The sequence below is a fragment of the Oligoflexia bacterium genome, from assembly GCA_034439615.1.
GTDB lineage: Bacteria > Bdellovibrionota > Bdellovibrionia > JABDDW01 > JABDDW01 > JAWXAT01.
Genome location: JAWXAT010000031.1, coordinates 1 through 22,341 on the forward strand (window position 1 = coordinate 1; position 22,341 = coordinate 22,341).

General features: G+C 39.2%; 24 protein-coding genes. 10 read left to right on the forward strand and 14 right to left on the reverse strand.

Annotation, left to right across the window (positions count from 1 at the left end; genetic code table 11):
* The coding region (locus SGI74_06720) for a hypothetical protein (protein ID MDZ4677188.1) at positions 1-638 on the forward strand (638 nt) is incomplete at its 5' end.
* Positions 616-1,260, forward strand: a complete 645-nt coding sequence (locus tag SGI74_06725; protein MDZ4677189.1) for a hypothetical protein — start codon at positions 616-618, stop codon at positions 1,258-1,260. The genes SGI74_06720 and SGI74_06725, both read left to right, overlap by 23 nt.
* On the opposite strand, the gene SGI74_06730 is transcribed toward SGI74_06725, so the two are convergent.
* From SGI74_06730 to SGI74_06755, 6 genes are all read right to left on the reverse strand, one after another.
* Entirely contained in the window at positions 1,250-2,437 is a 1,188-nt protein-coding gene (locus SGI74_06730) for a hypothetical protein (protein ID MDZ4677190.1), read from the reverse strand. The genes SGI74_06725 and SGI74_06730 overlap by 11 nt on opposite strands.
* A gap of 222 nt (positions 2,438-2,659) precedes the next feature.
* Entirely contained in the window at positions 2,660-3,715 is a 1,056-nt protein-coding gene (mltG, locus tag SGI74_06735) for an endolytic transglycosylase MltG (GenBank protein MDZ4677191.1), read from the reverse strand.
* A gap of 16 nt (positions 3,716-3,731) precedes the next feature.
* Positions 3,732-5,261: a succinylglutamate-semialdehyde dehydrogenase gene (locus SGI74_06740; GenBank protein MDZ4677192.1), complete on the reverse strand. Its 1,530-nt coding sequence runs from the start codon at positions 5,259-5,261 to the stop codon at positions 3,732-3,734.
* Positions 5,258-6,289, reverse strand: a complete 1,032-nt coding sequence (locus SGI74_06745) for an arginine N-succinyltransferase (GenBank protein ID MDZ4677193.1) — start codon at positions 6,287-6,289, stop codon at positions 5,258-5,260. The genes SGI74_06740 and SGI74_06745 overlap by 4 nt, the downstream gene beginning before the upstream one ends.
* Positions 6,286-7,629, reverse strand: coding sequence for a M20/M25/M40 family metallo-hydrolase (locus tag SGI74_06750; protein MDZ4677194.1), 1,344 nt, complete (start codon positions 7,627-7,629; stop codon positions 6,286-6,288). The genes SGI74_06745 and SGI74_06750 overlap by 4 nt, the downstream gene beginning before the upstream one ends.
* A gap of 4 nt (positions 7,630-7,633) precedes the next feature.
* Positions 7,634-9,022 (reverse strand): aminotransferase class III-fold pyridoxal phosphate-dependent enzyme, encoded by a 1,389-nt coding sequence (locus SGI74_06755; GenBank protein MDZ4677195.1) that lies wholly within the window; start codon positions 9,020-9,022, stop codon positions 7,634-7,636.
* A gap of 77 nt (positions 9,023-9,099) precedes the next feature.
* On the opposite strand from SGI74_06755, the gene SGI74_06760 reads away from it, so the two are divergent.
* From SGI74_06760 to SGI74_06790, 7 genes are read left to right on the forward strand one after another with little or no spacing between them, the layout of a single operon-like run.
* Complete coding sequence (locus SGI74_06760; GenBank protein ID MDZ4677196.1) at positions 9,100-9,906, forward strand: tetratricopeptide repeat protein; 807 nt, start codon at positions 9,100-9,102, stop codon at positions 9,904-9,906.
* Entirely contained in the window at positions 9,903-10,487 is a 585-nt protein-coding gene (locus SGI74_06765; protein ID MDZ4677197.1) for a cyclic nucleotide-binding domain-containing protein, read from the forward strand. The genes SGI74_06760 and SGI74_06765 overlap by 4 nt, the downstream gene beginning before the upstream one ends.
* Positions 10,453-11,517 carry an AI-2E family transporter gene (locus tag SGI74_06770; GenBank protein MDZ4677198.1) on the forward strand — a complete coding sequence of 355 codons (1,065 nt, stop codon included), beginning with the start codon at positions 10,453-10,455 and terminating at the stop codon, positions 11,515-11,517. Before SGI74_06765 ends, SGI74_06770 begins: the two co-directional genes overlap by 35 nt.
* Positions 11,518-11,538: 21 nt before the next feature.
* A complete protein-coding gene (locus SGI74_06775; GenBank protein MDZ4677199.1) occupies positions 11,539-12,309 on the forward strand; it encodes an outer membrane protein assembly factor BamD in 771 nt (256 codons plus the stop codon).
* Positions 12,296-13,015, forward strand: a complete 720-nt coding sequence (locus SGI74_06780; protein MDZ4677200.1) for a tetratricopeptide repeat protein — start codon at positions 12,296-12,298, stop codon at positions 13,013-13,015. Before SGI74_06775 ends, SGI74_06780 begins: the two co-directional genes overlap by 14 nt.
* A complete protein-coding gene (hpt, locus tag SGI74_06785) occupies positions 13,015-13,539 on the forward strand; it encodes a hypoxanthine phosphoribosyltransferase (protein MDZ4677201.1) in 525 nt (174 codons plus the stop codon). Before SGI74_06780 ends, hpt begins: the two co-directional genes overlap by 1 nt.
* 13 nt (positions 13,540-13,552) lie before the next feature.
* The gene (locus tag SGI74_06790) at positions 13,553-14,104 is read left to right on the forward strand and encodes a GNAT family protein (GenBank protein ID MDZ4677202.1); all 552 of its coding nucleotides are present in this window, start codon (positions 13,553-13,555) and stop codon (positions 14,102-14,104) included.
* A gap of 183 nt (positions 14,105-14,287) precedes the next feature.
* On the opposite strand, the gene rimO is transcribed toward SGI74_06790, so the two are convergent.
* From rimO to SGI74_06810, 4 genes are read right to left on the reverse strand one after another with little or no spacing between them, the layout of a single operon-like run.
* Positions 14,288-15,664, reverse strand: coding sequence for a 30S ribosomal protein S12 methylthiotransferase RimO (gene rimO, locus SGI74_06795; protein MDZ4677203.1), 1,377 nt, complete (start codon positions 15,662-15,664; stop codon positions 14,288-14,290).
* 4 nt (positions 15,665-15,668) lie between these two features.
* The gene (locus tag SGI74_06800) at positions 15,669-16,154 is read right to left on the reverse strand and encodes a YajQ family cyclic di-GMP-binding protein (GenBank protein ID MDZ4677204.1); all 486 of its coding nucleotides are present in this window, start codon (positions 16,152-16,154) and stop codon (positions 15,669-15,671) included.
* A 14-nt stretch (positions 16,155-16,168) separates the two neighbouring features.
* Positions 16,169-16,852 carry an outer membrane lipoprotein carrier protein LolA gene (locus tag SGI74_06805; protein MDZ4677205.1) on the reverse strand — a complete coding sequence of 228 codons (684 nt, stop codon included), beginning with the start codon at positions 16,850-16,852 and terminating at the stop codon, positions 16,169-16,171.
* 9 nt (positions 16,853-16,861) lie between these two features.
* Positions 16,862-17,518 carry a hypothetical protein gene (locus SGI74_06810; GenBank protein MDZ4677206.1) on the reverse strand — a complete coding sequence of 219 codons (657 nt, stop codon included), beginning with the start codon at positions 17,516-17,518 and terminating at the stop codon, positions 16,862-16,864.
* A 333-nt stretch (positions 17,519-17,851) separates the two neighbouring features.
* On the opposite strand from SGI74_06810, the gene SGI74_06815 reads away from it, so the two are divergent.
* Positions 17,852-17,959, forward strand: a complete 108-nt coding sequence (locus SGI74_06815; protein ID MDZ4677207.1) for a DUF2442 domain-containing protein — start codon at positions 17,852-17,854, stop codon at positions 17,957-17,959.
* Here SGI74_06815 and gpmI read toward each other — a convergent pair whose 3' ends face one another.
* The 4 genes from gpmI to obgE are packed head-to-tail and all read right to left on the reverse strand — an operon-like array spanning position 17,960 to position 22,292.
* Positions 17,960-19,501, reverse strand: a complete 1,542-nt coding sequence (gpmI, locus tag SGI74_06820) for a 2,3-bisphosphoglycerate-independent phosphoglycerate mutase (protein MDZ4677208.1) — start codon at positions 19,499-19,501, stop codon at positions 17,960-17,962.
* Positions 19,494-19,964 carry a 23S rRNA (pseudouridine(1915)-N(3))-methyltransferase RlmH gene (locus tag SGI74_06825; GenBank protein ID MDZ4677209.1) on the reverse strand — a complete coding sequence of 157 codons (471 nt, stop codon included), beginning with the start codon at positions 19,962-19,964 and terminating at the stop codon, positions 19,494-19,496. Before SGI74_06825 ends, gpmI begins: the two co-directional genes overlap by 8 nt.
* The gene (gene nadD, locus SGI74_06830; GenBank protein MDZ4677210.1) at positions 19,961-21,211 is read right to left on the reverse strand and encodes a nicotinate (nicotinamide) nucleotide adenylyltransferase; all 1,251 of its coding nucleotides are present in this window, start codon (positions 21,209-21,211) and stop codon (positions 19,961-19,963) included. The genes SGI74_06825 and nadD overlap by 4 nt, the downstream gene beginning before the upstream one ends.
* On the reverse strand, positions 21,162-22,292 hold the full coding sequence (obgE, locus tag SGI74_06835; protein ID MDZ4677211.1) for a GTPase ObgE: 1,131 nt from the start codon (positions 22,290-22,292) through the stop codon (positions 21,162-21,164). Before obgE ends, nadD begins: the two co-directional genes overlap by 50 nt.
* Positions 22,293-22,341 lie beyond the last annotated feature (49 nt).

Below are 22,341 nucleotides of genomic sequence, written 5' to 3' on the forward strand. Positions count from 1 at the left end.
ACTCAAGATACTCTTATGAAAATCCAGATTTGTTTCCTGACATTGATAGCGAGGCAGACACTTTATCTGAAGTGACACTTGCACCGCTAGCTGTGCCTCAAGAAAATCCAATAATCGCAGAGTCAAACGGAATGGTTGTTGCGAGTAACGTTGGTACGGCAATTTATCTTACAGGTAAGCAAAGAAGAGCGTTGATTGGATATTCATTTAAGACTGCAAATAATGCGGTGGTATTACCAATTACAACACCACGCGCAGGCTTAATGATGATTGGGCGAGGTCTTTTTATGATCAAGATCAATCAAACTAATCCAAAATCACTTGCAGACACCATCTTAAGAACAAGTGTGCTCTTACATGAAGCCCGTCATAGTGATGGCAATGGTAAGTCCCTTGGATTTGGCCATGCACTTTGCCCACAAGGACATTCTTACTTCGGTCAAGGTTATGCTTGTGATCGCAACATCAATGGTCCTTACAATGTTGAAGCGGCATACCTGAAGCAGACCAGATCTGATTGTGTACTTAATAAAACATGTACAGCAGAAGAAGCAGAAGGCCTTGCTCTGATGGCTGAAGACGCTTATTCACGCGTTATTAGCCAACGAGTTTTGGATGCGCGCCCTGAAGGACATTAAGAAATTATTAAGTCTATTAATATTTGCCGTGCTCGTAGGTCTTGTATTCTACGCTTACGAGCGCGGCTCTCGAACTTCAGCTGAATCATTGTCCACTAATGAACCAACTCAACTTACAAATGCTGCAAACTCAATGGATCCTTTACCAAGCGCGTCTACTCGAACTCTCACTCAAGAAATCGGTACTCCAAAAGCTAACGCACAGGCGGTTCAACCAATTTCTATGGATGTCGTAAATAAATCTCCTACAACACTTCAAGCAGAAGTTAAAAAAATGAGCATTCCTGAATTTAGGCAACTTGCAAAAGAATCATTAAGAACCTTACCGCGTACAAAAGATGTTAAAGGGCTTAAAGATAAAGATGTTCATCATATGTCACCAGAAATTTTCACAATGAGCCGATCCCTCATGACTATCGCGGGGGCTGTAGAGTCCAATCCTGAACTTGAAAAAGATGCCATCATTTATTATAAAAAATGTGTAGATACAAAATCAATTTTACTGACTGTGCGTGGGCGCTGTTTATCTAATTACAAACGCATAGGCGAAAAACACGGCATTATAGTAAATCTTAGTGACTACCCACCTGAGTTAGCTCGTCTTGCGGAGTTTATTCCTTAATTTTAAAACCAATTGCTCGAAGGATTTCACGAGCTAAAGCCGCTGCTTGTACATTTGAAGAATTAAGCAAAGACTTAAGCTCTTCAATAACTAATGGGCTTTGGGGTTTAATTTTAAGTAGCGCAAGCTTTGCTTTTTTTGCCACCGATTCATATTTATTTACAGTGGTAAAAGTATTTTCTTCATCCAATTGTTTTTCTTTTGGTAAAGAAAGATCATTCGCACCCGGGGCATCAACCTCAGAATCAAAAAGCTTTCTAACAAGTAAAACAACCAGATCGTCGGGAAGCTGCTTTTGATTACCCAAAGCCATCACCACAGTAGCTCGAATTATTTTTCGTTCATCTTCAAGGCCTAATGCCAATGTTCTAAAAATTAATTCTTTATTTTCATTTTTTTCTGAAAGTGGATTCCAAAAAGCACGGGCGGCAAGATATCTAAGAGTATCGTCTTGTTCTGAAGCTACTGTCTGCGCAAAAGTCATGGCGACATCAAAGGTGACCAACTTAGAATAAAGTGCACCGTGAGCTGCTTGACGCACATCTAAACGTGGGCCTCTCAAACTTTCACTGATAGCTGAATAAAACATTGAGGAAAGTGGTTTATTTTTATTTACGATATTACTCTGAATTGAAAGTATCGTTTCAAGTTTTATTATTGGATCTGCATCTTGCAATAAATTATATATATCTATATCGAATGTTTCAAAAGTTTTATCATCAAAAATAAATCTTAAACAAGCGACTCGCTTAATTAATGGATTAAGCCTGGTATTGGCACAATTGAGAGCGGCGTTTCCCAACCAATAAATATGTTCGGGGTCGGTAAAATAATTTTCAATTTTGAGATAATGACCAATTCGAGAAATAATTTTATTTCTTTGAAGTTTAGTTAAATTTTTAATTATAAAATATTCGTCAGACTCTGAAGGCTCTGATCGCATCAAATTTATTATTTGAAGCCTACAAAGATACTGCACTTCCTCCAGCGAGGCTTTTTCGTCTTTTCGTTTTTCTTGTTGCATGCAAAGAATTGCAAAACGCTCAACCGCGTCGTGGTCACCACCCGTGAGATCTTCAACAGTATCTTGAGTTTTAAGACTTGGTTGAAGCGCAAGTGCCGCAGGGCTAAACACATAACTTGAAATAAATATGAGTACTAAAAACAATACTTTCATAGTAACCACAACTACTTACAAATATTATGCCCATCTATTAAGCTAAAAATTACTGACTGCACCTAGCATATTGGCTTTAACGGCTGTGACAAACACATTGAGATTAGGCTTATGAAGAACTTCTCGTCAAAAGTAACCAATAACGGCCCAGCAAAAATCAATTGTGGTATACGCGCACTGACGCGCTGCTAACGAAAAAGGTACCGGGTACCGATCAACCGATCAAATCGCTTGTTTGGAGTTTTTCTTTAAACGATCGCGCCAACTTTTGCCTGCGCGTGCGCGGACATCCATTTGAAATTTTTTGACAGCGTTATTGTGCTCACCGTACGTCACGCTAAATTGATGGGTGCCGTTATTCTTGCTCACAAAATATATGTATTTTGATTCTGCAGGCTCTATGACAGCGAGCATGCTTTCTTTACCAGGGTTTGAAATGGGTCCAACGGGTAAACCTTTTCGGGTATAGGTATTATAAGGTGTTTTTGCGCGAATATCTTCTTTAGTAATGTTTTTTCTCTCAAGGGTGTGTTTGCCATACAGAATTGTTGGATCACTTTGAAGCATCATATTAATTTTTAATCGATTATGAAAAACACTGGCAATAAGTGGTCGCTCTTCAGGGGCACCCGTTTCTTTTTCTACAATGCTCGCAAGAGTTACTACAAAGTGCATTGAGTAGCCCAACTTTTCAGCGCCAAATTTAATTTCACGATTATAAACTTCTTTAAATTTATCCACCATGGTTTTAATAATTACTCTTTCACCAGTGAAATGTTCAAAGCTGTAAGTTTCAGGGTATAAATACCCCTCGAGTGTCGGCTCATCTATACCAAGAAGCATTGCCATACGTGGGTCACGCGCTAACTTAATAAATTCATTTCTATCTACAAGATTACGACGGGCAAGATCATCAGCGATTTGATCGATGTTAAACCCCTCAGGAATATGAACCGCATGTAAAACACTTTTACCTGATGTAATAACTTTTAAAAGTTCATGGGGAGACATATTTAATTTAACTTCGTATTCACCGGCTTTTACTTTTCCCGTTTTTCTTAACAACCTTGCCATTAATACAAATCTTTTTGCATCTTTTATTAAACCTTCTTTATAAAGTAGATCAGAGGTTTTACTAAATGACCCGGGTGAAATGAGAATAACCTTAAAGGCTGGATCATCTGAATTTTTTGAAAACCAAAAATTTATATCTCGCACAACCTCAAAAGTTAATGCAAATCCGGCTAAGCAAAAAATAACAATGAATAGTTTTTTCACAAGTTATCCCTAATGGTCATACCGGTTCTTTTGGATCAAAATTCATACCTGGTAAAGCCTTACTTGCATTAAAAGGTAGTTCGTCTTCAAGGCTCGCAACAGGGTATGTTACAGAATAGATGGCGAACGTTCCAGCAGGTTGGCTATTACCCGATTTACCCATTCCACCAAACGGCAAACGTGAACTTGCGCCCACTGTGGCGCGATTCCAGTTTACAAGACCCACACGTGAATACCGCAAACATTCTTCATAAAGTTTTCTATCGTTTGAAAAAACTGACAAAGCCAAGCCATAACTTGAACTGTTTACGATCTTAATTGCCGATTCAATTTCTTCAACCATGTAAATGGCAACGTTGGGGCCAAACACTTCTGTTTTTTGATAAATGCTTTCTTCATCGAGTTTTGGTACAAGATTTATACTAGGAGTGACATAGTACCCTTCACGCTTAAGCTCTAAAATTTTTCCGCGCATGATCGGTTCACAATTTTCACGTTTTGCAATTCCTTGAAAGCGTAAATATTTATCTACACTGGCGCTGTTAATCAATGGGCCTGAAAATGGATTCTCTGTGAAATAATTAATGCTGAGTTTTTTTGCATTATTATGAAAGTGCGAGATGAATTTATCAGCTATGGATTTACGCACAACAATACGACTTGTAGCACTGCAGCGTTGGCCAGTGGTAACAAAAGCTCCCACAAGATTTTCGTAAACGGCCTTGGTGATATCACAATCATCCCAAACGATAGATGCGTTTTTTCCACCCATTTCAAGTGCGCATATTTTCCAAAAATGAGGAAGTGTGTCTTGCTTTATTCGATACCCAGTTTCGTATGAACCTGTGAAGAGTATTCCCTCAACGGTTTCATGCATCGCAAGTCGTTTACCGACTTCACCGTTGCCCTGAATAAGGTTAAAAACACCTTTTGGAAAATCAGCTTTATCAAAAAGTTCAGCCATATATTGGCCAACAGCAGGCGTAATTTCACTGGGCTTAAAAACAACTGTATTGCCCGTAATTAAAGCGGGAACAATATGCCCATTGGGTAAATGACCTGGAAAATTAAAAGGCCCAATCACGGCCATAACACCACGGGGTTTAAAACGTAAATACCCCGGTGTGACGCCCACAGCATTTTCAATTTTTTTATCTTCAACAAGTAATAGCGCTTCATTTAAAGTGACATCAATTTTATTAATCATCGTTTGAACTTCTTGTTGGGCTTCCCACAATGGTTTTCCAACTTCACGACTAATAATTGTGGCCAATTCTTCAGCGCCAGAAATATAGGCTTCTTTAAGACGAAGCATATGATTTTTACGCTTATCTAAACCAAGTTCTGCCCACGGACGAAACGCGCGGCGAGCCGCTTCACAGGCTCTATCAACACTGTCGAATTGAAATGTGCAGGTTATGATTTCTTTTTTAATATCACCTGGATCATGTTTTTGAAACTCACCTTGAGGGTGAGTTGCCTTTATGAATTCGCCATTAATATAATCACCAAGAAATGGAATGGTTTCAAAAATTTTCTGGCTCATAATGTACCTTCAGACAGTGGAGTGAGATATATTTTATCATTAGCAGTCACATCCAATAGAACTTTTGTTGTGTCTGGCAAAATTACTTTTTTCTCTTTAATACTAAAATAAGATAATACAGCCCTAAAACCCTCCGGATGATCATGACCAACGAGAGCAAGAGTGGTAAAGGCTGCAACTTTGCCATCTAATACTTCAAAATGTTTTGCTTTTTTAACGAGAGTAATTTCATCAAGCTGAGCACCGTAATGAGGGCCGCCATCAAAAGGGTCAATTTGATTGAGATATTTAAATCCAATTGATTCTAGCAAATGTTTCGCGGGCATCGTGGATAAACCTACTCGACCAATAACGAAACGAGCGCGTGCATCTAAAATACAAGTATAGATATCTTCTTCAGGAAATAAGTTTTTTATAAACTCTTTGTTTTGCCCTGAAAGATAATCCGCTTCCATATAAGGTAGACCTGTAAATTTTCGCCCCAGAGCTTCCCAAAATTCGCTGCGTCCATCAGCACTTAGAGGGGGCGTGAGTTCACAAAGAATTCTGCTTTCAAAACGTTGACGATGCATGGCCATATAGAGAAAACGAATCAGACTAATTTGTTTTCCTAATTTTTCAGGACGCCTGCGGTATTGATCATTGATAAGTAACCCACCGATTTCTGTGGGGCCGTCTGTATCGTAACAAAGTTTTAAAACCTGATGGATGAATCCAATTCCCAATTCTTTTGAATATTTTTCTTTTTTCGTCACATCAAAATATGTATGAGGAGATTCTTCAGTACCGTGTTTTGCTAAAATAAGTGATGTTCCAATAACTTTCTTTTTTTCAACATCTTCTATAACGAAAAAATATTCACTCTCATCAAGGGCTGTGGTTTCTCCACGAAATGATTTTTGACTGCGTTCAATTTTTTCTGAAACAATACGCTCATCTGCGGGCAAATTTAAAAGAGAAAAACTTTCGGCAAGATCCATGATTGACTTAAAATCACCACGCTTTACTTCTCTGATTAAAAAACTCATATACAAAACCTCTTAACCGCGCCGGCATAAAACTCTGTGGCCTGATCCAGTTGTTTTAAAATGTTATATTCATTAGCAGTATGACTATTACCAATGCTTACGCCTGGGCCAAAAACGATGCATTCAATACCATATTTTCTATAAACGCTGCATTCTGTACCTGATGCCTTCGTGATCGGTTTAACAGAAAGCTTTAATGACTTTGCAATTTCGATTGCGCCGCGCACAAGATCACTCTCAAGTGGGGTCAATGCTGATGGAGAAAATCTTTCAGGTTTAAACTCTGTTTTATTAGCAGTGGAAAAATTTTTCATTTGAGTTATCCACTTTTCCACTTCCGCTTCGCTGATCTGTGGAGTGATACGAAAACTCACTTTAAGATCTACTCCCTCAGTCGTGGTATTAAGAATTCCTGTATTTACTGTCGGGTGTGATGGCGAAAACTGCTCATCATTAAAACTCATAAAATCGCGTTCCATCTTCTGCAAATACTTAACGACTTTAATTAACCGAGAACCTGTTGAATTATTAAACGTCGTGCTGCCGTCTACTTCAACATGCGCATCAGCCGGAACTGTATTCACAGCCGAGCCCCCTCTGGCAGCAAGTACTGCGATACCCTCAGGCATTTTTTCTAAGTACGAAATAAGTTTATAAATGGCATTATCACCTAAATGCGGTGTGCTTGAATGTGCTGCTTTTCCATGAAATATTTTTTCTTGTGACATAATTGTGTCACCACCATTATGGCGAACAAGAAAGTTTTTCTCTTCTTGCGTAAACGGAACATGAAAATCAACTACCAAATAACCATTATTTGCATAAACAATTTGAAGTTCACTTGGTTCGCCAATAATAGCCTTTGATGCATCAATAGCCTTTGTAGTCATTAGATGTTGCGCTCCATGCATACCAACTTCTTCACCAAAGGTACCAACTAAAACAAATGGTGATTTCATCTGAGTTTGTGCAAATTCTTTAACGGCTCGAAGTTTACATAAAAAATCTAATTTAACATCAGCAGTTCCTAAACCATAGATCTTGCCATCTTCAATATGCGCCTCAAATGGGTTCAACCCCGTTTTTGTCCAATTCCCCATTGGGCCTGGCTCGACAGTGTCAAGATGGGTTTGAAAAAGAATTTCCCTTTTCTTCGACGATGACTTTGGCCTGGCCAATAAATTATATTGTTTTTTACCTGAAAGTTGCCCCTCTTGAAGAGTGACTTCAAGGCCCACCTCTTTACAAAGCTCTGCACAAAACAATGCCACAGCTTCATTACCTTCAGTGGGAGAAGAATCAATTCTAATTATTTTTTTACAAAGATCGGTAAATTCCAAATGACTAAGCCTCAGCGTTTTGTTTAAGTGATTTTTCTAAAATCCCCTTGATTTCACCAATGTGCTTGGGCTCAAGAATCGCGGGTAGTAAAAATCGCAATTTATAAGGGCCATGACCACAACTAAAAGAAATCAATCCATTTTGAAACAATGTTTGAAGCAGCTTCATTACTTTATCTTTACTGCCATCATAGGGGGTCAAAGACATCATTAGCCCAATGCCACCAAAATCTTGAATAAGACCTTTACACGAACCGTGTTGTAAATCTTGAAGCATTGACGCAAATTCATAGTGAATTTTATGAACCCGTCCATCATTACCAAGCATTTTAGGATTATCAGCCATCATCATCTGAAGTACTTTTGTGCCGGTAGCGAGTGAAACCGTACTTGCTGTAAATGTTCCCGCAATTAAACCTGGCTTGGGATTATACTCTTCTGTGTATAAAACGGCGCCACACTGCGCTGTTTTTGCAAGTGTGACAATGTCAATATACTCACCCAACCCTAATGTTTGAAACGCAAAAAGTTCACCCGTCCGGCAAAACGTTTGAATTTCATCAGCCCACACGGCAATTTTATTTTCTTTGCATATATTAAATAGTGCTTTGAAAAATTCAGGTGGAGCAGTGTTAAATCCACCTTCTCCTTGAACAAGTTCAAACATAAAACACGCAATATTTTCTGGGTTAGCGGCAATATGTTTTTTAAGTTCAGTTACTGTTTTTTCAGTCGAAGCCGGATCTTTTTTATCATAAAAAGGAAGATACAAAACTTCATTATACACCGGCAAACCAACACGATACTCAGGGTTGTCAGTAATCTCAGCCATTAAAGTTGATCGGCCTGCAAAACAATCTTTAAACGCTAGAATTTTTCGAGCAGGTGAGTTTTTTTGCCGACAAATTTTCAGTGCATTTTCGTTAGCGATAGTGCCGCAAGTTCCGATCCAACCTCGTTTTATGCGTGAACCCTTACTCGCACCCGCAAGTAAAATATTAAGAAGCTCACCGTACTCGCGATTGGGCTGCAGATTTCCCTGCATGATCACATCTTGCATAGATGCTTGAATGGCAACTTCAGTAAGTTCAGTGTGACAGTGACCAAAAAGTTGAATACCGATTCCGTTAATCAAATCGATTTTCACTGAACCATCGTGAAGTTCCACATACGGGCCATGACCCATTCCACTTCCAACATATGGATAAAAAAGATTGCGCCCACGAATCGTGTTGAGTTGATCAAGATAAGATTTGTAATTTTGCACACGCTCAGGATCAGGCGGCTTCACACCGTTTATTTTTTTTTGTGTAACTTGTAGCTCCGCTTTCAAATCTGATATGAGTTTTTGAATGCGCGATGAGCCATAAAATTCTTCAGCATGTGTTGTCATATAAGTCCTTATTATTTAATGATATCCTGGCTTATGACGATTGCCAATCCTGCCTGTGTAAGTTTAGACTTTCTACTATGTTTAGCAAAAAGCAAACAGCCTTAAAATTTCTCATTTTTGCCACTATTCTGTTTTCCACGACCATGGCAAAAGCTGAGCCTCGCGTGCTTTTAAATGAGGGCATTAACGCCTATCAACAAGGCCAGTGGGATCTCGCCCGTGAAAAATTTAGCCAACTCCTCGGTGATAAGCGTTGGGAATTTGTGGGGCTCTACAATTTGGGCAATGTCGCAACGCGACAAAAACATTTTGGTGAAGCACTCGGGTATTTCCGTCGAGCCCTCGCACTTAAACCCCAAGATAAAGACACCTGGTTTAACTATCGTTTTGTTTTAAATAATACTCCCAATCAACTAGCCCTTGGTCGAAACCTTAGTAACTATGAGTTTATCAGAAATGAATATCTTAATCGGTTTTCGTTTACCCAGTCTTTGATCGTGCTTTTTTTTGCATCACTCTTCATGCTTTGGAATTTGTACAAGTACATTCGAAATTATAAATTCAAAGGAGAAGAAGACAAAAGCCTCGGTGTTCCGCCACTACTACTTATTATTTGGGGAATTCTATTTTTGGTTTCTATTTCCAGCTCTACTCTTAAACTCATTGACACCTTCACAGAACGCGGAACAATTGTTGTAGCAAAGGTTGATTTGCGAAGTGGACCCAGCGAAACCAACGCCTCTATGTCAGAACTCACCGAGGGACTCGAAGTACTCGTTCAGTCTGATGAGAAAGATTGGAAGCAAGTGACACATCCTAATGGACTCACGGGTTGGGTGCCAAAAAATTCTATTATGACCACGACAGGCTGGGGGCCTTGGTGAATTTTCTTTGGGATAATATTTTTAAGCGTTTAGAAAGAGAACAAGATATTGGCGCCATCTTGGCCAACAATATTCTTTTTAGAAATCTTTCTAAAAGTGAATTGAAATTCATCGAAAAAATTATTCACATCAGAAAATACCGAGCAGGTGAAACCATTTTTCGCCAAAATGAAAATGGCGTGGGAATGTATATCGTCGTTAAAGGTCGCGTGGATATCAGCATCATCGACGAAATTTTACTCGAGCCAAACACAGAAAAAGAAGTGGTTGTCACTCGTCTTGAGCCTGGTGATTTTTTTGGTGAACTTTCCCTTGTTGAAGAAATAAGTCGCCGCTCTGCAACCGCAATTTCTAGTGAAGACACCGTACTTATTGGTTTTTTCAAACCTGATTTATTAGAAATTTTAGAGAGAAGCCCCTCTATTGGAGTAAAAGTTGTATTTCGCCTCGCAGAAGTCTTAGGAAGAAGACTTAAAGAAACCACGGAAAAAATCTCCCAACTGAAGAAGGAAATTCGACTTCTCGGGGAGCTTCATGAGGTTCAACATGACACCCGATCAGCAACGCCAGAAAATCGTTAAACGCGAACGCTGGATAAAACTCACTATCGTCGCTGTTATTCTCATCAGTGCGCTGGTTGTTCTCTTGGCAATCCCAGGCATGTTGGTTTCTTTTCTCATCGCCTTTGTCATCACTTATTTATTTAAACCGCCAGTAAATTATCTTGAGCGTATGGGAGTCGGCCGAACTATTGCGATATTAATTCCCTTTATTGTTTTGGGCGGAATCATCGCCACCTCTTCAAGCATTCTTATTCCTAAAGCGGCTGATCAAATTTCAGCTCTTCAACTCGAACTTCCAAAATACATCAAAGGTGTGAGTGACATTACGATTAGGCATACGAAAAAATTCAACTCCGCATTGTCACAATTTTCTAGCGTGAATTTATCTGAAAAAATAGAACTCTGGCTCCAAGGTGCATCTGGGTCATTACTCATAAGCATTCCAAATTGGGTCACTCAACTCTTTACGACCATGATACTGGCTCCATTTTTTGCTTTTTTTATGCTTCGTGATGGGCGAGAGATCAGCCGCCAACTCTTAGGCTTTGTACCGAATCATCTATTTGAGCTGTCGTTAAATCTCATGTACCAAATCAATCAACAACTTGGGGGGTTTATTCGCGCCCGCCTTTTAGAATCAGTTATCGTTGGCGTAGTTGTGTGGCTGGGTTTATCTATCATGGGCTTTCCCTACAGTGCTATTTTGGCAGTATTTGCCGGCTTAACAAATCTCATTCCTTATATTGGCCCCATCATCGGAGCAGTTCCGGCCATCATCGTAGCCATGGTTAATCAAGAGGGGGGTACTTCCACCATAGCCCTCGTGGGCTTGGTTTACCTCATAGCTCAAATTGTCGATATGCTCGTAATTATTCCACTTGTTATTGCTAAGATCGTCGATCTTCACCCTGTAACGGTCGTTATCGTTATTATTACTGGGGGGCAATTTATGGGGGTTTTAGGAATGATTATTTCCATACCCGTCGCCAGTATTATCAAACTAACCTTTACGGTCTTCTATAACCATGTTGTAGACTTTCGCAGCTAATTTGCTATAGACTCTGGCCATATGTTTAACCGCGTCAAAAAAACCTATGTTATCGCTTTTTGTGTAATGAGTCTCATGGCTTCTGTCATGGGCTGTTCATCTGGCGATCTCTCTGAAAGCGCCACACCCGAAGGTGCATTTAAAGCAGCTGAAGAATTTGAAAAAGACGAACGATACGAAGAAGCCATCACTAAATTTAATGAAGTTAAAAACAAACATCCTTACAGTCGCTATGCTGTTGAGGCTGAACTCCATGTAGCCGACATTCATTATAAAAAAGAATCCTATCTAGAAGCTCAAAATGCTTATCAATTATTTAAAGATTTTCATCCCAAAAATCCAAAGATTGATTATGTCACTTATAGATTGGCCATGAGTTACTATTTGCAATTGCCCGACACAACTGACAGAGATTTATCTCCGGCGTACAAAGCTGTTCAGTTTTTTGATGAAGTTATAAATTCGTATAGCACTTCACAATATGTGAAAGAATCTACAGATAAAAAAAATGAAGCCCTTCGAATGCTTGCTGAAAAAGAAGCATATATCGGAAACTTCTATTACATACGCAACATCTATGACTCAGCAATGAAACGCTATGATGAATTAGTTAAAAAATACCCCGATCGAGGTTTTGATGAAGAAGCCCTTTATCGTGCAGGTGTTAGTGCTTTTGAAACAGGCAATAAAGATTTAGGCAAACAATACATTCAACAGTTATTGGCGAAATATCCCAATGGCAGTTACGCCAGCAATGGAAAGAGCGCTCTCGAAAAATATGGCAATCGTTGACGAACGTGAACTCCTAGAAACAGCCCGAGAGAAGTTTCGCAATGGTCAAATGGCCGTCGCCGAAAGACTCTTGCAACAACTCATATTGCTTAATAATAAAATTCCTGAAGTTTATCATATGCTCGCCACCATTTATTATGATCAAGGCAAGTTCACACGCGCCATTCAAACATTTAAACGCGCCCTAGAAATTGATCCTGGATACACCGACGCAAGTGTAGGTCTCTCAATTATTTATAATGACCTTGGAAAATACGAAGAAGGTAAAGCTGTGTTTTTAGAAGCACAGCGCGTACTCGCTCAAACAAAAACTAAAGGTGATCCCTATATTGAAGAGCGATTATCAGCAAAACATCTTGAGCTTGGTGATTTGTACTATCAATATCATCGCTATGATGAGGCACTCGAGCAGTACTACAAAGCCGCCACACTCACTTCACGAAAACCAGATGTGCAAATGAAGGTGGTGGAAGTTTACCTACGTAAAAACCAAGGTAGTAAAGCCGTAAAAGAACTTAAAAAAATTGTTGAAACATATCCAACCTATTTGCCAGGTAAATTAAAATTAGGCGTAGTGTATTACAATTCAAATCGTGTTGTTGAGGCCATTCAAGAATGGGAAACTGTTCTTATGCGCGATCCGATGCACGCTGATGCACTCAATTATATCAAGCTCGCACAAGAAGTCGGCGTTACGAGTCTTTGATGTTTAAAGAAAAAGCACTCCCCTATATCTCTGCCTCTGAAATTTCAGAAATCTGCAATCGCCTCGGCAAACAAATTGAAAAAGACTATACCGGCAAAGAACTTGTGGTTATTTGCATTCTCAAAGGTAGCATTATTTTTACCGCTGATCTTATTAGATGCATTAATCTCCCCATGAAAATTGAATTTGTAAGGCTCTCAAGTTATGGCAACTCAACTGAGAGTTCAGGTCATGTACGAATTTTAAAAGATGTTACTTCAGATATTCGAGACAAAGACGTTTTAGTTGTAGAAGATATTTTAGATACAGGTCACACACTTAGCTTTTTTAAAAACCATCTCGCCGCCTCAAAACCTCGTTCACTCAAAATCTGCACACTTCTTGATAAACCCGCAAGGCGTTTGGCAGAAATTGAAGCCGACTACTGTGGCAAGGCCATTGAAGACCGATTTGTTGTAGGATACGGATTGGATTATTCTGAGAAATGTCGCAATTACCCTGATATTCTATACGTCAAAACTTAATTAGCCCCCAATCATGCAAATCGAAACTAAAAGATTAATTTTACGCGATCAAGTTTTTGAAGATTGGCGTGATATTCACGAATACGCTAAAGACTCTGAATTTTCTAAATACGAGCACTGGGGCCCAAACACTGAAGAAGACACAAAGAATTTTGTTCTCAGTAATATTGAAAGAGCAAAGGGTACTCGGAGATATAAATTTGATTTCTCAGTGGTAGATAAAAAAACTTCAAAAGTTATCGGAGGAGTTGGCCTTAGGCGAGAGAGCGAAACAAGCTCAGTGGGTAGTATTGGCTATGCTATACACCCGCTTTATCAAAACCTAGGTTTTGCAACTGAAGCTGTAAACGCATTATATGAATTTGGTTTTAACGCTTTAAAACTTCAAGTGCTTTGGGCAACTGCTGACGTTTTAAACAATGCCTCTTATAAAGTCATGGAAAAATCAGGGATGAAGCGTGTAGGTCTTATTCTTAGACATAAAGAATTTAAAATGGCCTGGCATGATAGTTATCGTTATGAAATCACATCGGTAGATTATTTTAAATTAGCGGGTGTAATTTAATGTACCAAAACGTTCATTACAAAAAATGCTATTGCTGACAAAATAAATGCTACAACTAAATTTCCACTCATGCTTCCTTGCCTCTTTCTTATGTTGCTAAATCTGTGCTGTTTTTGCTTATGAAGCTGCGTCATTTGCCTAAAACAAATGACAGCACTATTAGATCGAAACTATTCGAAACCGTCAACCTACGATTTCACCAACTAGATCATAGTCGTGACTATCAGTAATTTTCACATTTACGATTTCACCAATTTTAGCATCACCAGAAGTGATAAGTACAATCCCGTCAATCTCGGGAGCTTGTTCTTGAGTTCGACCTTTTAAGAGTAAATCTGTCTCTTCAGAAAGACCTTCAATCAAAACCGGAACAATGCGCCCAACTTGCTTTTGATGTTGTTCTCTACTGATATCAGCTTGCATTCGCATGAGTTCATCTTTGCGACGATTTTTGGTCGCCTCATCAATCTGATCAGGCATCTTACCCGCGGCAGTTATGTCTTCTGGACTATATTCAAAACATCCTACGCGGTCAAAGCGTTGTTCTTTTACAAAAGCCTTGAGTTCTTGAAAATCTTCTTCAGTTTCACCAGGAAATCCTACGATAAATTGAGTTCTAATGATGGCCTCGGGAATTTCTTTTCGAATCATTGCAAGAATCTCAACGATCTCTTCTTTGGTCATCTTACGATTCATACGTTTAAGTACTGAGTTTGAGATGTGCTGTAAGGGCATATCAAAGTACTTAGCAAGATTTGCACGCTCTTTAATGAGCCCAACCATCTCAGGCGTGATTCCATCAGGGTACAGATACAAAACTCTGATCCAATCTAAGCCCTTAACCTTTGAAAGCTCATCAAGAAGTGTAACGGGAGATTCTTTCGCATTTACGTCTTTACGTCGTAAATCCCAACCAAAATCAGTGAAGTCATGGGAAACAACGTTGATCTCACGCACACCTGTTGAAACGAGGCGCTCAGCTTCTTTAATAATATTAGGAAGCGTTCGTGATTGAAGATTGCCACGGATCTTTGGAATAGCACAAAAAGCACATCGCTTAAGACAACCCTCAGCAATTTTTAAATAGGATGTATAAAATGGCTGAGTATTAATACGCGGAGCATTTTCTTCTTGAAGATAAGTCGGAAGATTAAAAAATGATTTTTGAGCCTTTAGTTTATCCGCCTCATCCAAAATTTCAGTGATCTTGTGAAATTCACCTGTTCCGATAAAAAGATCAGCCTCTGGAAGGCTTTCAATCAACTCATCTTTGTAACGCTGAGTAAGACAACCAGCAACAACCAGCTTCATATGCTCTTTGCCTTTGGTTTTATATTCCGCCATTTCAAGAATGGTACTGATTGACTCTTGTTTTGCTGAGTCAATAAAACCACAGGTATTAACAATAATCGCGTCTGCTTGTTCAGGTTTTTGGGTGATTTTGTATTCAGCACCCACCAAGTGACCCAACATGATTTCGCTATCTACAAGGTTTTTAGGGCAACCAAGACTTACGAAATGAACAAATTTTTGCTTTTGATTTATTATAGGCTCTAACATTTAATTACGACCTCATATTTACAAATTGCAGAGGAACACCAACATCTTTAGTTTTTAAAACCTGCATCACTGTTTGCAACTCATCAATGCTTTTGCTCGTAACGCGAACTAGATCATCTTGAATAGCGGGGTTAGCTTTATACTTACCCTCTTTAATAACAGCACATACTTCTTTTGCTTTTTCTTTAGTGAGCCCATTAATGAGTTTTACCTCTTGACGAAGAGCACCCATTGAAGCCTCTACTTCTTTTTGATAATCAAGCGCCCGTAGACTTACTCCACGCTTGATAAGTTTTGACTCAAGAATTTCCTTTAGCGCTTTAAGTTTGTAATCGTCATCCGCCAAAAGTTTGATTAAATCTTTTTCCAATTGTATTTCAGTTTTTGATCCACGAAAATCATAACGCGTTGAAATTTCTTTACGCGTTTGGTTGATGGCGTTATCTACCTCTTGTAGATCTAACTTTGAAACAACATCAAATGATGGCATCTAACAAACCTCTATTAGTCAATAAGTGTAACGTCGGAATTCTTGGGTGGAATAAATTTAAAAAGTTCATCTTCCATAGGAAGATCAAATTTAATATCAGAAAATTCAAGAGTCGTTGTGTTACTGATAGTGTCTTCAAACATTATAGTTTCGATAGTTTTTGTTTTTTTATTTACAACCACGGTTAGCCAAATTACTTGGGCTTGTTTATCTTTTGGTTTTAGGTTGTATGAAACACTATCCCCATTTGTAGTTTCACTTTTACTTACAAAGTCACTGGTAATGTGGCCCTGCCCCATTAAAAAAGCAACCAACGCTTGGGGCTGACTTTTCTTTGGTTGTTGCGCTTTTAATACTGCGATTTTTTCATCTTTTTCTGTCGGGAAATCTACAAGCCATACCGCATCTTTATTTACAACGATAAGTGAATGATCAGGCTCTGTGGTTTCCCAACGAAGTCTGCCACCTTTTTTAACTTGAATTTCACCTTGAGAAGTTTTTACTTTATCTAAGAGTTGTGATTTTACCGTTTTGGAGACATGCATTTTAACAGTTTGAGTATTGCGATAGCGATCTTCAACTTCACGCAAGTGTTTTGATGTTTTTGCCTGAGCATTGGAGAAAAACAGAACAGTCATAACAACAGTTGCAATGATGATCGTTAATTTTTTTGCAATAAATATGGAGAGGCTTTTCATTCATTATATCTACCAGATTTTAGGCATATTTTCAACCAAGCGAGGGGTAGATGACAGAGTAACCCCTAACGCTCTAGGTCTACCTAACGCATGCCAGGCTTGAAGAAGCGTCGAACCTGTTGTTATTACATCATCGACCAAAAGTAGTACTCCCGATTGATGGCGTTCTTTCGATCCAGCGATCGTCCCACCAGAAAATGCAGTGCGCATATGAATTTCAACGCTCTGCCTTGCTTCAAGGGGCTTGAGTTTTTGAGCCTCAAAACCTTTGCGCTCAAGATGTTGGTCAAAGTATGGGGCACGAAAATAGTTGGCTAAATGTCTACCGATCCTCGCAGCATGATCAAGCTCACCCCAGTTTTGCGCAGGAACAGGAATTACACAGCCCACATGCTCAAACAATTGAGGACTAACTTTTTGAGCAAGACATTCAGTCAGAACAGCTGTGAGATTTTTTAAGTTCCCACCCTTTAAACTTCGAACAAGGCGCCCAGCTTCACCTATGTATTGAAAAAGCGAAACCACTGGCAGTATTTCACCGTTTTTATCAGTTAATTCACGATAAATGAGATCACTTTGCAGAAAACTCTCTTGGCACTTAACACACAAAGAATCATGAAGGCGCCAAAGAATTTTATGACAAAGATGACAAGAGTCGATGAGCATGAAAGAGAGGTCTGCAAGATGCGCCTCAGGGCAGGTTTGATTTTATTAAACACCCGCTAAACAAAAACGGCTGTGCGTTCATATGCCGGACAATATCAAGCTCAAACCCTTCTGAGTTTCTTCTGGCACGGATCAACGTTATGCTTTGAAAATTACTAAAGAAAATGTTAAATTCTTCTTAAAGAAATGGAAGCTCTGGCATGAATCAAATGGCTAAAAATATTAATTCTCATCAAATTGCAATTTTGAAAATTACTATTGAAAATAATAAAATTACTGCTGATTTGAATGACGGAAGAATAGTGTCTATTCCCATCGCTTGGTTTCCCCGACTTGTTCAAGCAAGCGCTCACCACCTTCAAAATTTCACCCTCGGGTTATGGAGTTCATTGGCCTGACATTGATGAAGATATCAGTATTAAATCTTTTCTCGCGCCCTAATCACGTTATCAACGAATGCCCCGTCATTTCCTTAGGCTGTTCCCACCCATATATTTTTAAAATTGTTGGGGCAATATCGGCAAGAATTCCATTTTTAAGTGTTTGTTTTGTAGGTGTTTTTGACACCCATACTAATGGAACCGGATTTGTCGTATGCGCTGTGTGGGGCTCACCAGTTTTAGGATCAACCATCATTTCTGAATTTCCATGATCTGCAGTTATTAAAACATCATAACCATTCTTAAGTGCAGCCTCACATACCCGGCCCACACACTCATCAATAACTTCAATTGCTTTAACAGCTGCGGGAATAATACCTGAATGCCCCACCATGTCGCTATTGGCAAAATTTAAGACGATAAGTTTGTAATTGGTAGAATCCATTTTTTTAATCAACTCATCGGTTAATTTACGAGCCGACATTTCTGGTTTTAAATCATACGTGGGTACATCTTTTGGCGAAGGTACAAGAACTCTATCTTCACCTGGATAAATTTTTTCTTCTCCACCGTTAAAAAAATATGTCACATGCGCATATTTTTCAGTCTCAGCAATGCGCAATTGTTTTTCTCCCCGACCAGAAACAAGCTCACCTAATAAACTTGTATATTGCACGGGATGAAACAAGACGGGAAACTTAAACGCCTCTTCATAACTTGTGAAGGTCACATAGTTTTGAGTTTCAATTTTCACATGTGACTTAAATTCTTTAAAATCTGAAACAGCAAGTGCCCTTGAGATTTGGCGCGCACGATCGGCTCTATAGTTAAAAAATAAAACAGAATCACCATTTTGAATACGTGCCCCACCTTTAATAAGGCGTGGCTTTATAAATTCATCATTTTCATTTTTCAAATAAGCATCGTTAATAGCCACGGTTAAACCGTCAAACTCACAAAGAGCTTCACCCCCAGGAGTTTTTCCTAAAGCCAGCGCATCATAGGCGATTTGTGTTCGCTCCCAACGCTTGTCGCGATCCATCATGTAGTAACGACCACCTAATGTGGCGATTGTTCCGACACCCGTTTTTTTAATCACCAGCTCTAATTCTTTTGCATATTGAAGTGCACTTTTTGGTGGAGTGTCACGACCATCAGCAAAAAAATGAATGTAGATCGGCCGCTTTGAATTTACTCTGGCAGCTGCTTCAAGAAGTAAAAACAAATGCACTTGATGTGAATGTACACCACCATCGCTGATTAAACCCATCAGATGAAGTGCACCGGTGGTCTCGGTAAGTAATCGTTTTACGTCAGGTAGACCTTCAAAACCTTTTTGTTTTGCAAACTCTTCGATCTTTGTAAGCTCTTGTTTAATAACACGGCCACCACCAATATTAAGATGTCCGACCTCGCTATTTCCCATTATACCATCGGGCAATCCCACCGCATGCCCGGAAGTTTCTAATTGCGAATGCGGACATGTTTTAAATAGACGATCAAGATTAGGTTTTTTTGCAAGGTAGATGGCATTATTCTCAGTGTTCTCACTGCAACCATAACCATCAAGAATCATAAGCAAAACCCGTGAATCTTTACCCATTATGATAACTTGTTCCTTTCAAAATCGTCATGGCTCGATAAGTTTGCTCACAAGCAACGGCTAAAGCCAAATGATGAGTTATTGTGAATTCAGAAAGACATAATTGCAAGTCTGCTCGTTTTTTTACTTCATCATTTACACCATAAGCGCCGCCTATAACCACAATGATTCTTTTCTTACCTCCGCCCAAGATACGCTCTAATCGCTTTGAAAATGCTTTGGTATCTAGACGCTGTCCTTTTTCGTCGCAGAGCAGTACGAAGTCATCTGGTTTTAAATAATTAAGAATTATTTCTGATTCAGATTTAATTTTCTTATCTTGGGCATCTCGATCATGAGATGGAGAATTAAGAACAATACATTCTGTTTCGATCCAAAATGATATTTTCTTTTTATAATCAAGAGTGAGCTGTTCAAGCCAAGGGGGAAGTCGTGAACTTATTCCTACAAAACAGAACTTCAAACGGGTAAAGAAACGCCCTTTTCACGGGGGGCATTTGTTTTTAGTTCGCCTTGGATTTGTTCACAATCTTGCCAGAGGCCCTCGATATTATACTGACCACGAACTGCGTCTTCAAAAATATGAATAACAACCGCACCGTAATCAATCAAAACCCAATGACCTTCGCGCAAGCCCTCAATACTGATTGGCGCAAGACCGAATTCTTCTTTAACTGAACTCATAATGTTATCTGCCAATGAACTTGCATGTTTTGTACTAGTTGCACTGCAAATAATTGAGTAATCAGCATAGGCATTTTTAGGAACCATGTCGTAAATTTTTAAAGCTAGTCCCTTTTTTTCTAGAGCTTGCATTGCACAATAAAGCGAGAACTTACGGTAATCGTCAACTAAAGGGGATTTTCGTTTATAAAGCCCTTTATCGTTAATGTACTCAAGCACTGATGGAACTAAAAATTTCTGAGCATTGTGGCTATTACGCAAAAGTTTTCTAATTTCAGTAGAAGATGTATCGACATCTTCAATCTCTACAAGATTAATGGTGCGTCCGCTTGAGAGAATAACAATGTTCGTATCAGACGCCTTAACATAGTTTTCAAGCCCGGATGGTAAATCAACAGCACCCAAAGTCACTGTAGACCCAGGTCTTGTTGTGACTACAAAATTACTAAGAGTTAATAATTTTGAAAAATCTTTCCAGTGCGGAAAATCTAAAAAATTATCAGCACCCATAATAAAATAGAGATTTTCTGATTTATACATCTGAGAAAGTTCTTTGAGTGTGTCGACAGTATAACTTACACCGCCACGACGAATTTCTCTATCATCACAAACAAGATCGTTTGAGTAATTTTTAATAGCTAGTTTGATCATCGCCACTCGATCATCGGGATTTTGCGCACTCGATGTGCGATGTGGGGGTGTGAAATTGGGGATAATCAAAACTTTATCTAAACCCAAACGTTGTTTCACGCTTAATGCGGCATTGAGATGCCCAACATGTATGGGGTTAAAAACACCGCCTAAAATACCGATACGCTCATCAGATGTAGGTTGAACTTTACGAGCTACAGATTGCTTTGATGATTGCTTAACAGCTTTTGCAGCTTTAACTGCCTTAGCTGCTCTTACAGTTTTAACAGCTGATTTAACTGCACGCTTAACTGTTTTCTTAACAGCTTTTTTGCTTTTTACTTTTTTAGCTAAGGTTAACGCCTTGGCCTTCACCTTTGTTTTTAGCTTTGCCAATGACTTTGCTAGTTTTTTTAGCTTTGCTGGCTTTTTCAACTTCGATTTGGACTTTTTCATTTTCTTCACTGAGTAACCTCGTCATTTTATCAATAAGTTCGCGGATACCTAAGCCGGTAACAGCTGAAATTAAATGTACGTTCACGCGTTTTTTGCGAAATTTCAATACTAATTCTTGTCGTGTTTTTTCATCGAGAAGTTCAACCTTATTTAATACTACAATTTGGGGCCGTGTGCCGAGCTCAAAGAAACCCTCTTCTTCATTGCGATCTTTGTCATAATATTCAAGCTCACGGTTAATATCTTCATAATCTTCAACTGGATCACGCCCTGAAAATGCCGAAGCATCAACGACGTGCAGAAAAAACCTTGTTCGTTCGATATGACGCAAAAACTTTATACCTAATCCTGCACCTTTGTGAGCGTCTTTAATAAGACCGGGTATATCTGCCACAACAAAACTTTTAAAGTCTTTCGCCTGAACAACGCCCAAATTTGGAACCAAAGTTGTAAACGGATAATCTGCAATTTTTGGCTTTGCTGCTGAGATACGTGAGATCAAAGTAGATTTTCCTGCATTTGGAAAACCGATAATACCAACATCAGCTAAAAGTTTTAATTCTAAAACAACTTGTGCTTCTTGACTATCTTCACCAGGTTGAGCAAATTTTGGAGCTTGATTTACACTGTTTTTAAAAAATTGATTACCTTTGCCCCCGCGTCCACCCCTTAAATAAACGAAACGCGAATTTTCACCACTCATGTCACAAATAACTTCACCATCGGGTGATTTAATTAAAGTCCCCTCAGGAACTTGAATGACCATGTCGTTTCCTGCGTGCCCCGTCATATTCTGACGCTCACCAGGTTTACCGTCTTCTGCTAAAAATTTTCGGACGAATTTTAAATCAAGGAGAGTTCCTAATTGGCGACTCACTTCAAAAATAACATCGCCACCTTTGCCGCCATCACCACCGTCAGGACCACCGCGAGGTACAGATTTTTCACGGCGCCAAGATATGATTCCGGGGCCTCCATGGCCTGACTTTACTAATATTTTAGCTTCATCTACGAACTTCATGAACGCATTACCTACAAAAAAACAGGGTGAGGAAATCGCTCCTCACCCC

Excerpts from the sequence above, each read along its gene's own strand:
- SGI74_06780 (MDZ4677200.1), top strand. The coding sequence starts at position 12,296 with ATGGCAATCGTTGACGAACGTGAACTCCTAGAAACAGCCCGAGAGAAG.
- hpt (MDZ4677201.1), top strand. The coding sequence starts at position 13,015 with ATGTTTAAAGAAAAAGCACTCCCCTATATCTCTGCCTCTGAAATTTCA.
- SGI74_06790 (MDZ4677202.1), top strand. The coding sequence starts at position 13,553 with ATGCAAATCGAAACTAAAAGATTAATTTTACGCGATCAAGTTTTTGAA.
- SGI74_06760 (MDZ4677196.1), top strand. The coding sequence starts at position 9,100 with ATGTTTAGCAAAAAGCAAACAGCCTTAAAATTTCTCATTTTTGCCACT.
- SGI74_06775 (MDZ4677199.1), top strand. The coding sequence starts at position 11,539 with ATGTTTAACCGCGTCAAAAAAACCTATGTTATCGCTTTTTGTGTAATG.
- SGI74_06740 (MDZ4677192.1), bottom strand. The coding sequence starts at position 5,261 with ATGAGCCAGAAAATTTTTGAAACCATTCCATTTCTTGGTGATTATATT.
- SGI74_06730 (MDZ4677190.1), bottom strand. The coding sequence starts at position 2,437 with ATGAAAGTATTGTTTTTAGTACTCATATTTATTTCAAGTTATGTGTTT.
- SGI74_06810 (MDZ4677206.1), bottom strand. The coding sequence starts at position 17,518 with ATGCTCATCGACTCTTGTCATCTTTGTCATAAAATTCTTTGGCGCCTT.
- obgE (MDZ4677211.1), bottom strand. The coding sequence starts at position 22,292 with ATGAAGTTCGTAGATGAAGCTAAAATATTAGTAAAGTCAGGCCATGGA.
- gpmI (MDZ4677208.1), bottom strand. The coding sequence starts at position 19,501 with ATGGGTAAAGATTCACGGGTTTTGCTTATGATTCTTGATGGTTATGGT.
- SGI74_06725 (MDZ4677189.1), top strand. The coding sequence starts at position 616 with ATGCGCGCCCTGAAGGACATTAAGAAATTATTAAGTCTATTAATATTT.
- SGI74_06755 (MDZ4677195.1), bottom strand. The coding sequence starts at position 9,022 with ATGACAACACATGCTGAAGAATTTTATGGCTCATCGCGCATTCAAAAA.
- SGI74_06805 (MDZ4677205.1), bottom strand. The coding sequence starts at position 16,852 with ATGAAAAGCCTCTCCATATTTATTGCAAAAAAATTAACGATCATCATT.
- rimO (MDZ4677203.1), bottom strand. The coding sequence starts at position 15,664 with ATGTTAGAGCCTATAATAAATCAAAAGCAAAAATTTGTTCATTTCGTA.
- SGI74_06770 (MDZ4677198.1), top strand. The coding sequence starts at position 10,453 with ATGACACCCGATCAGCAACGCCAGAAAATCGTTAAACGCGAACGCTGG.
- SGI74_06745 (MDZ4677193.1), bottom strand. The coding sequence starts at position 6,289 with ATGAGTTTTTTAATCAGAGAAGTAAAGCGTGGTGATTTTAAGTCAATC.
- SGI74_06800 (MDZ4677204.1), bottom strand. The coding sequence starts at position 16,154 with ATGCCATCATTTGATGTTGTTTCAAAGTTAGATCTACAAGAGGTAGAT.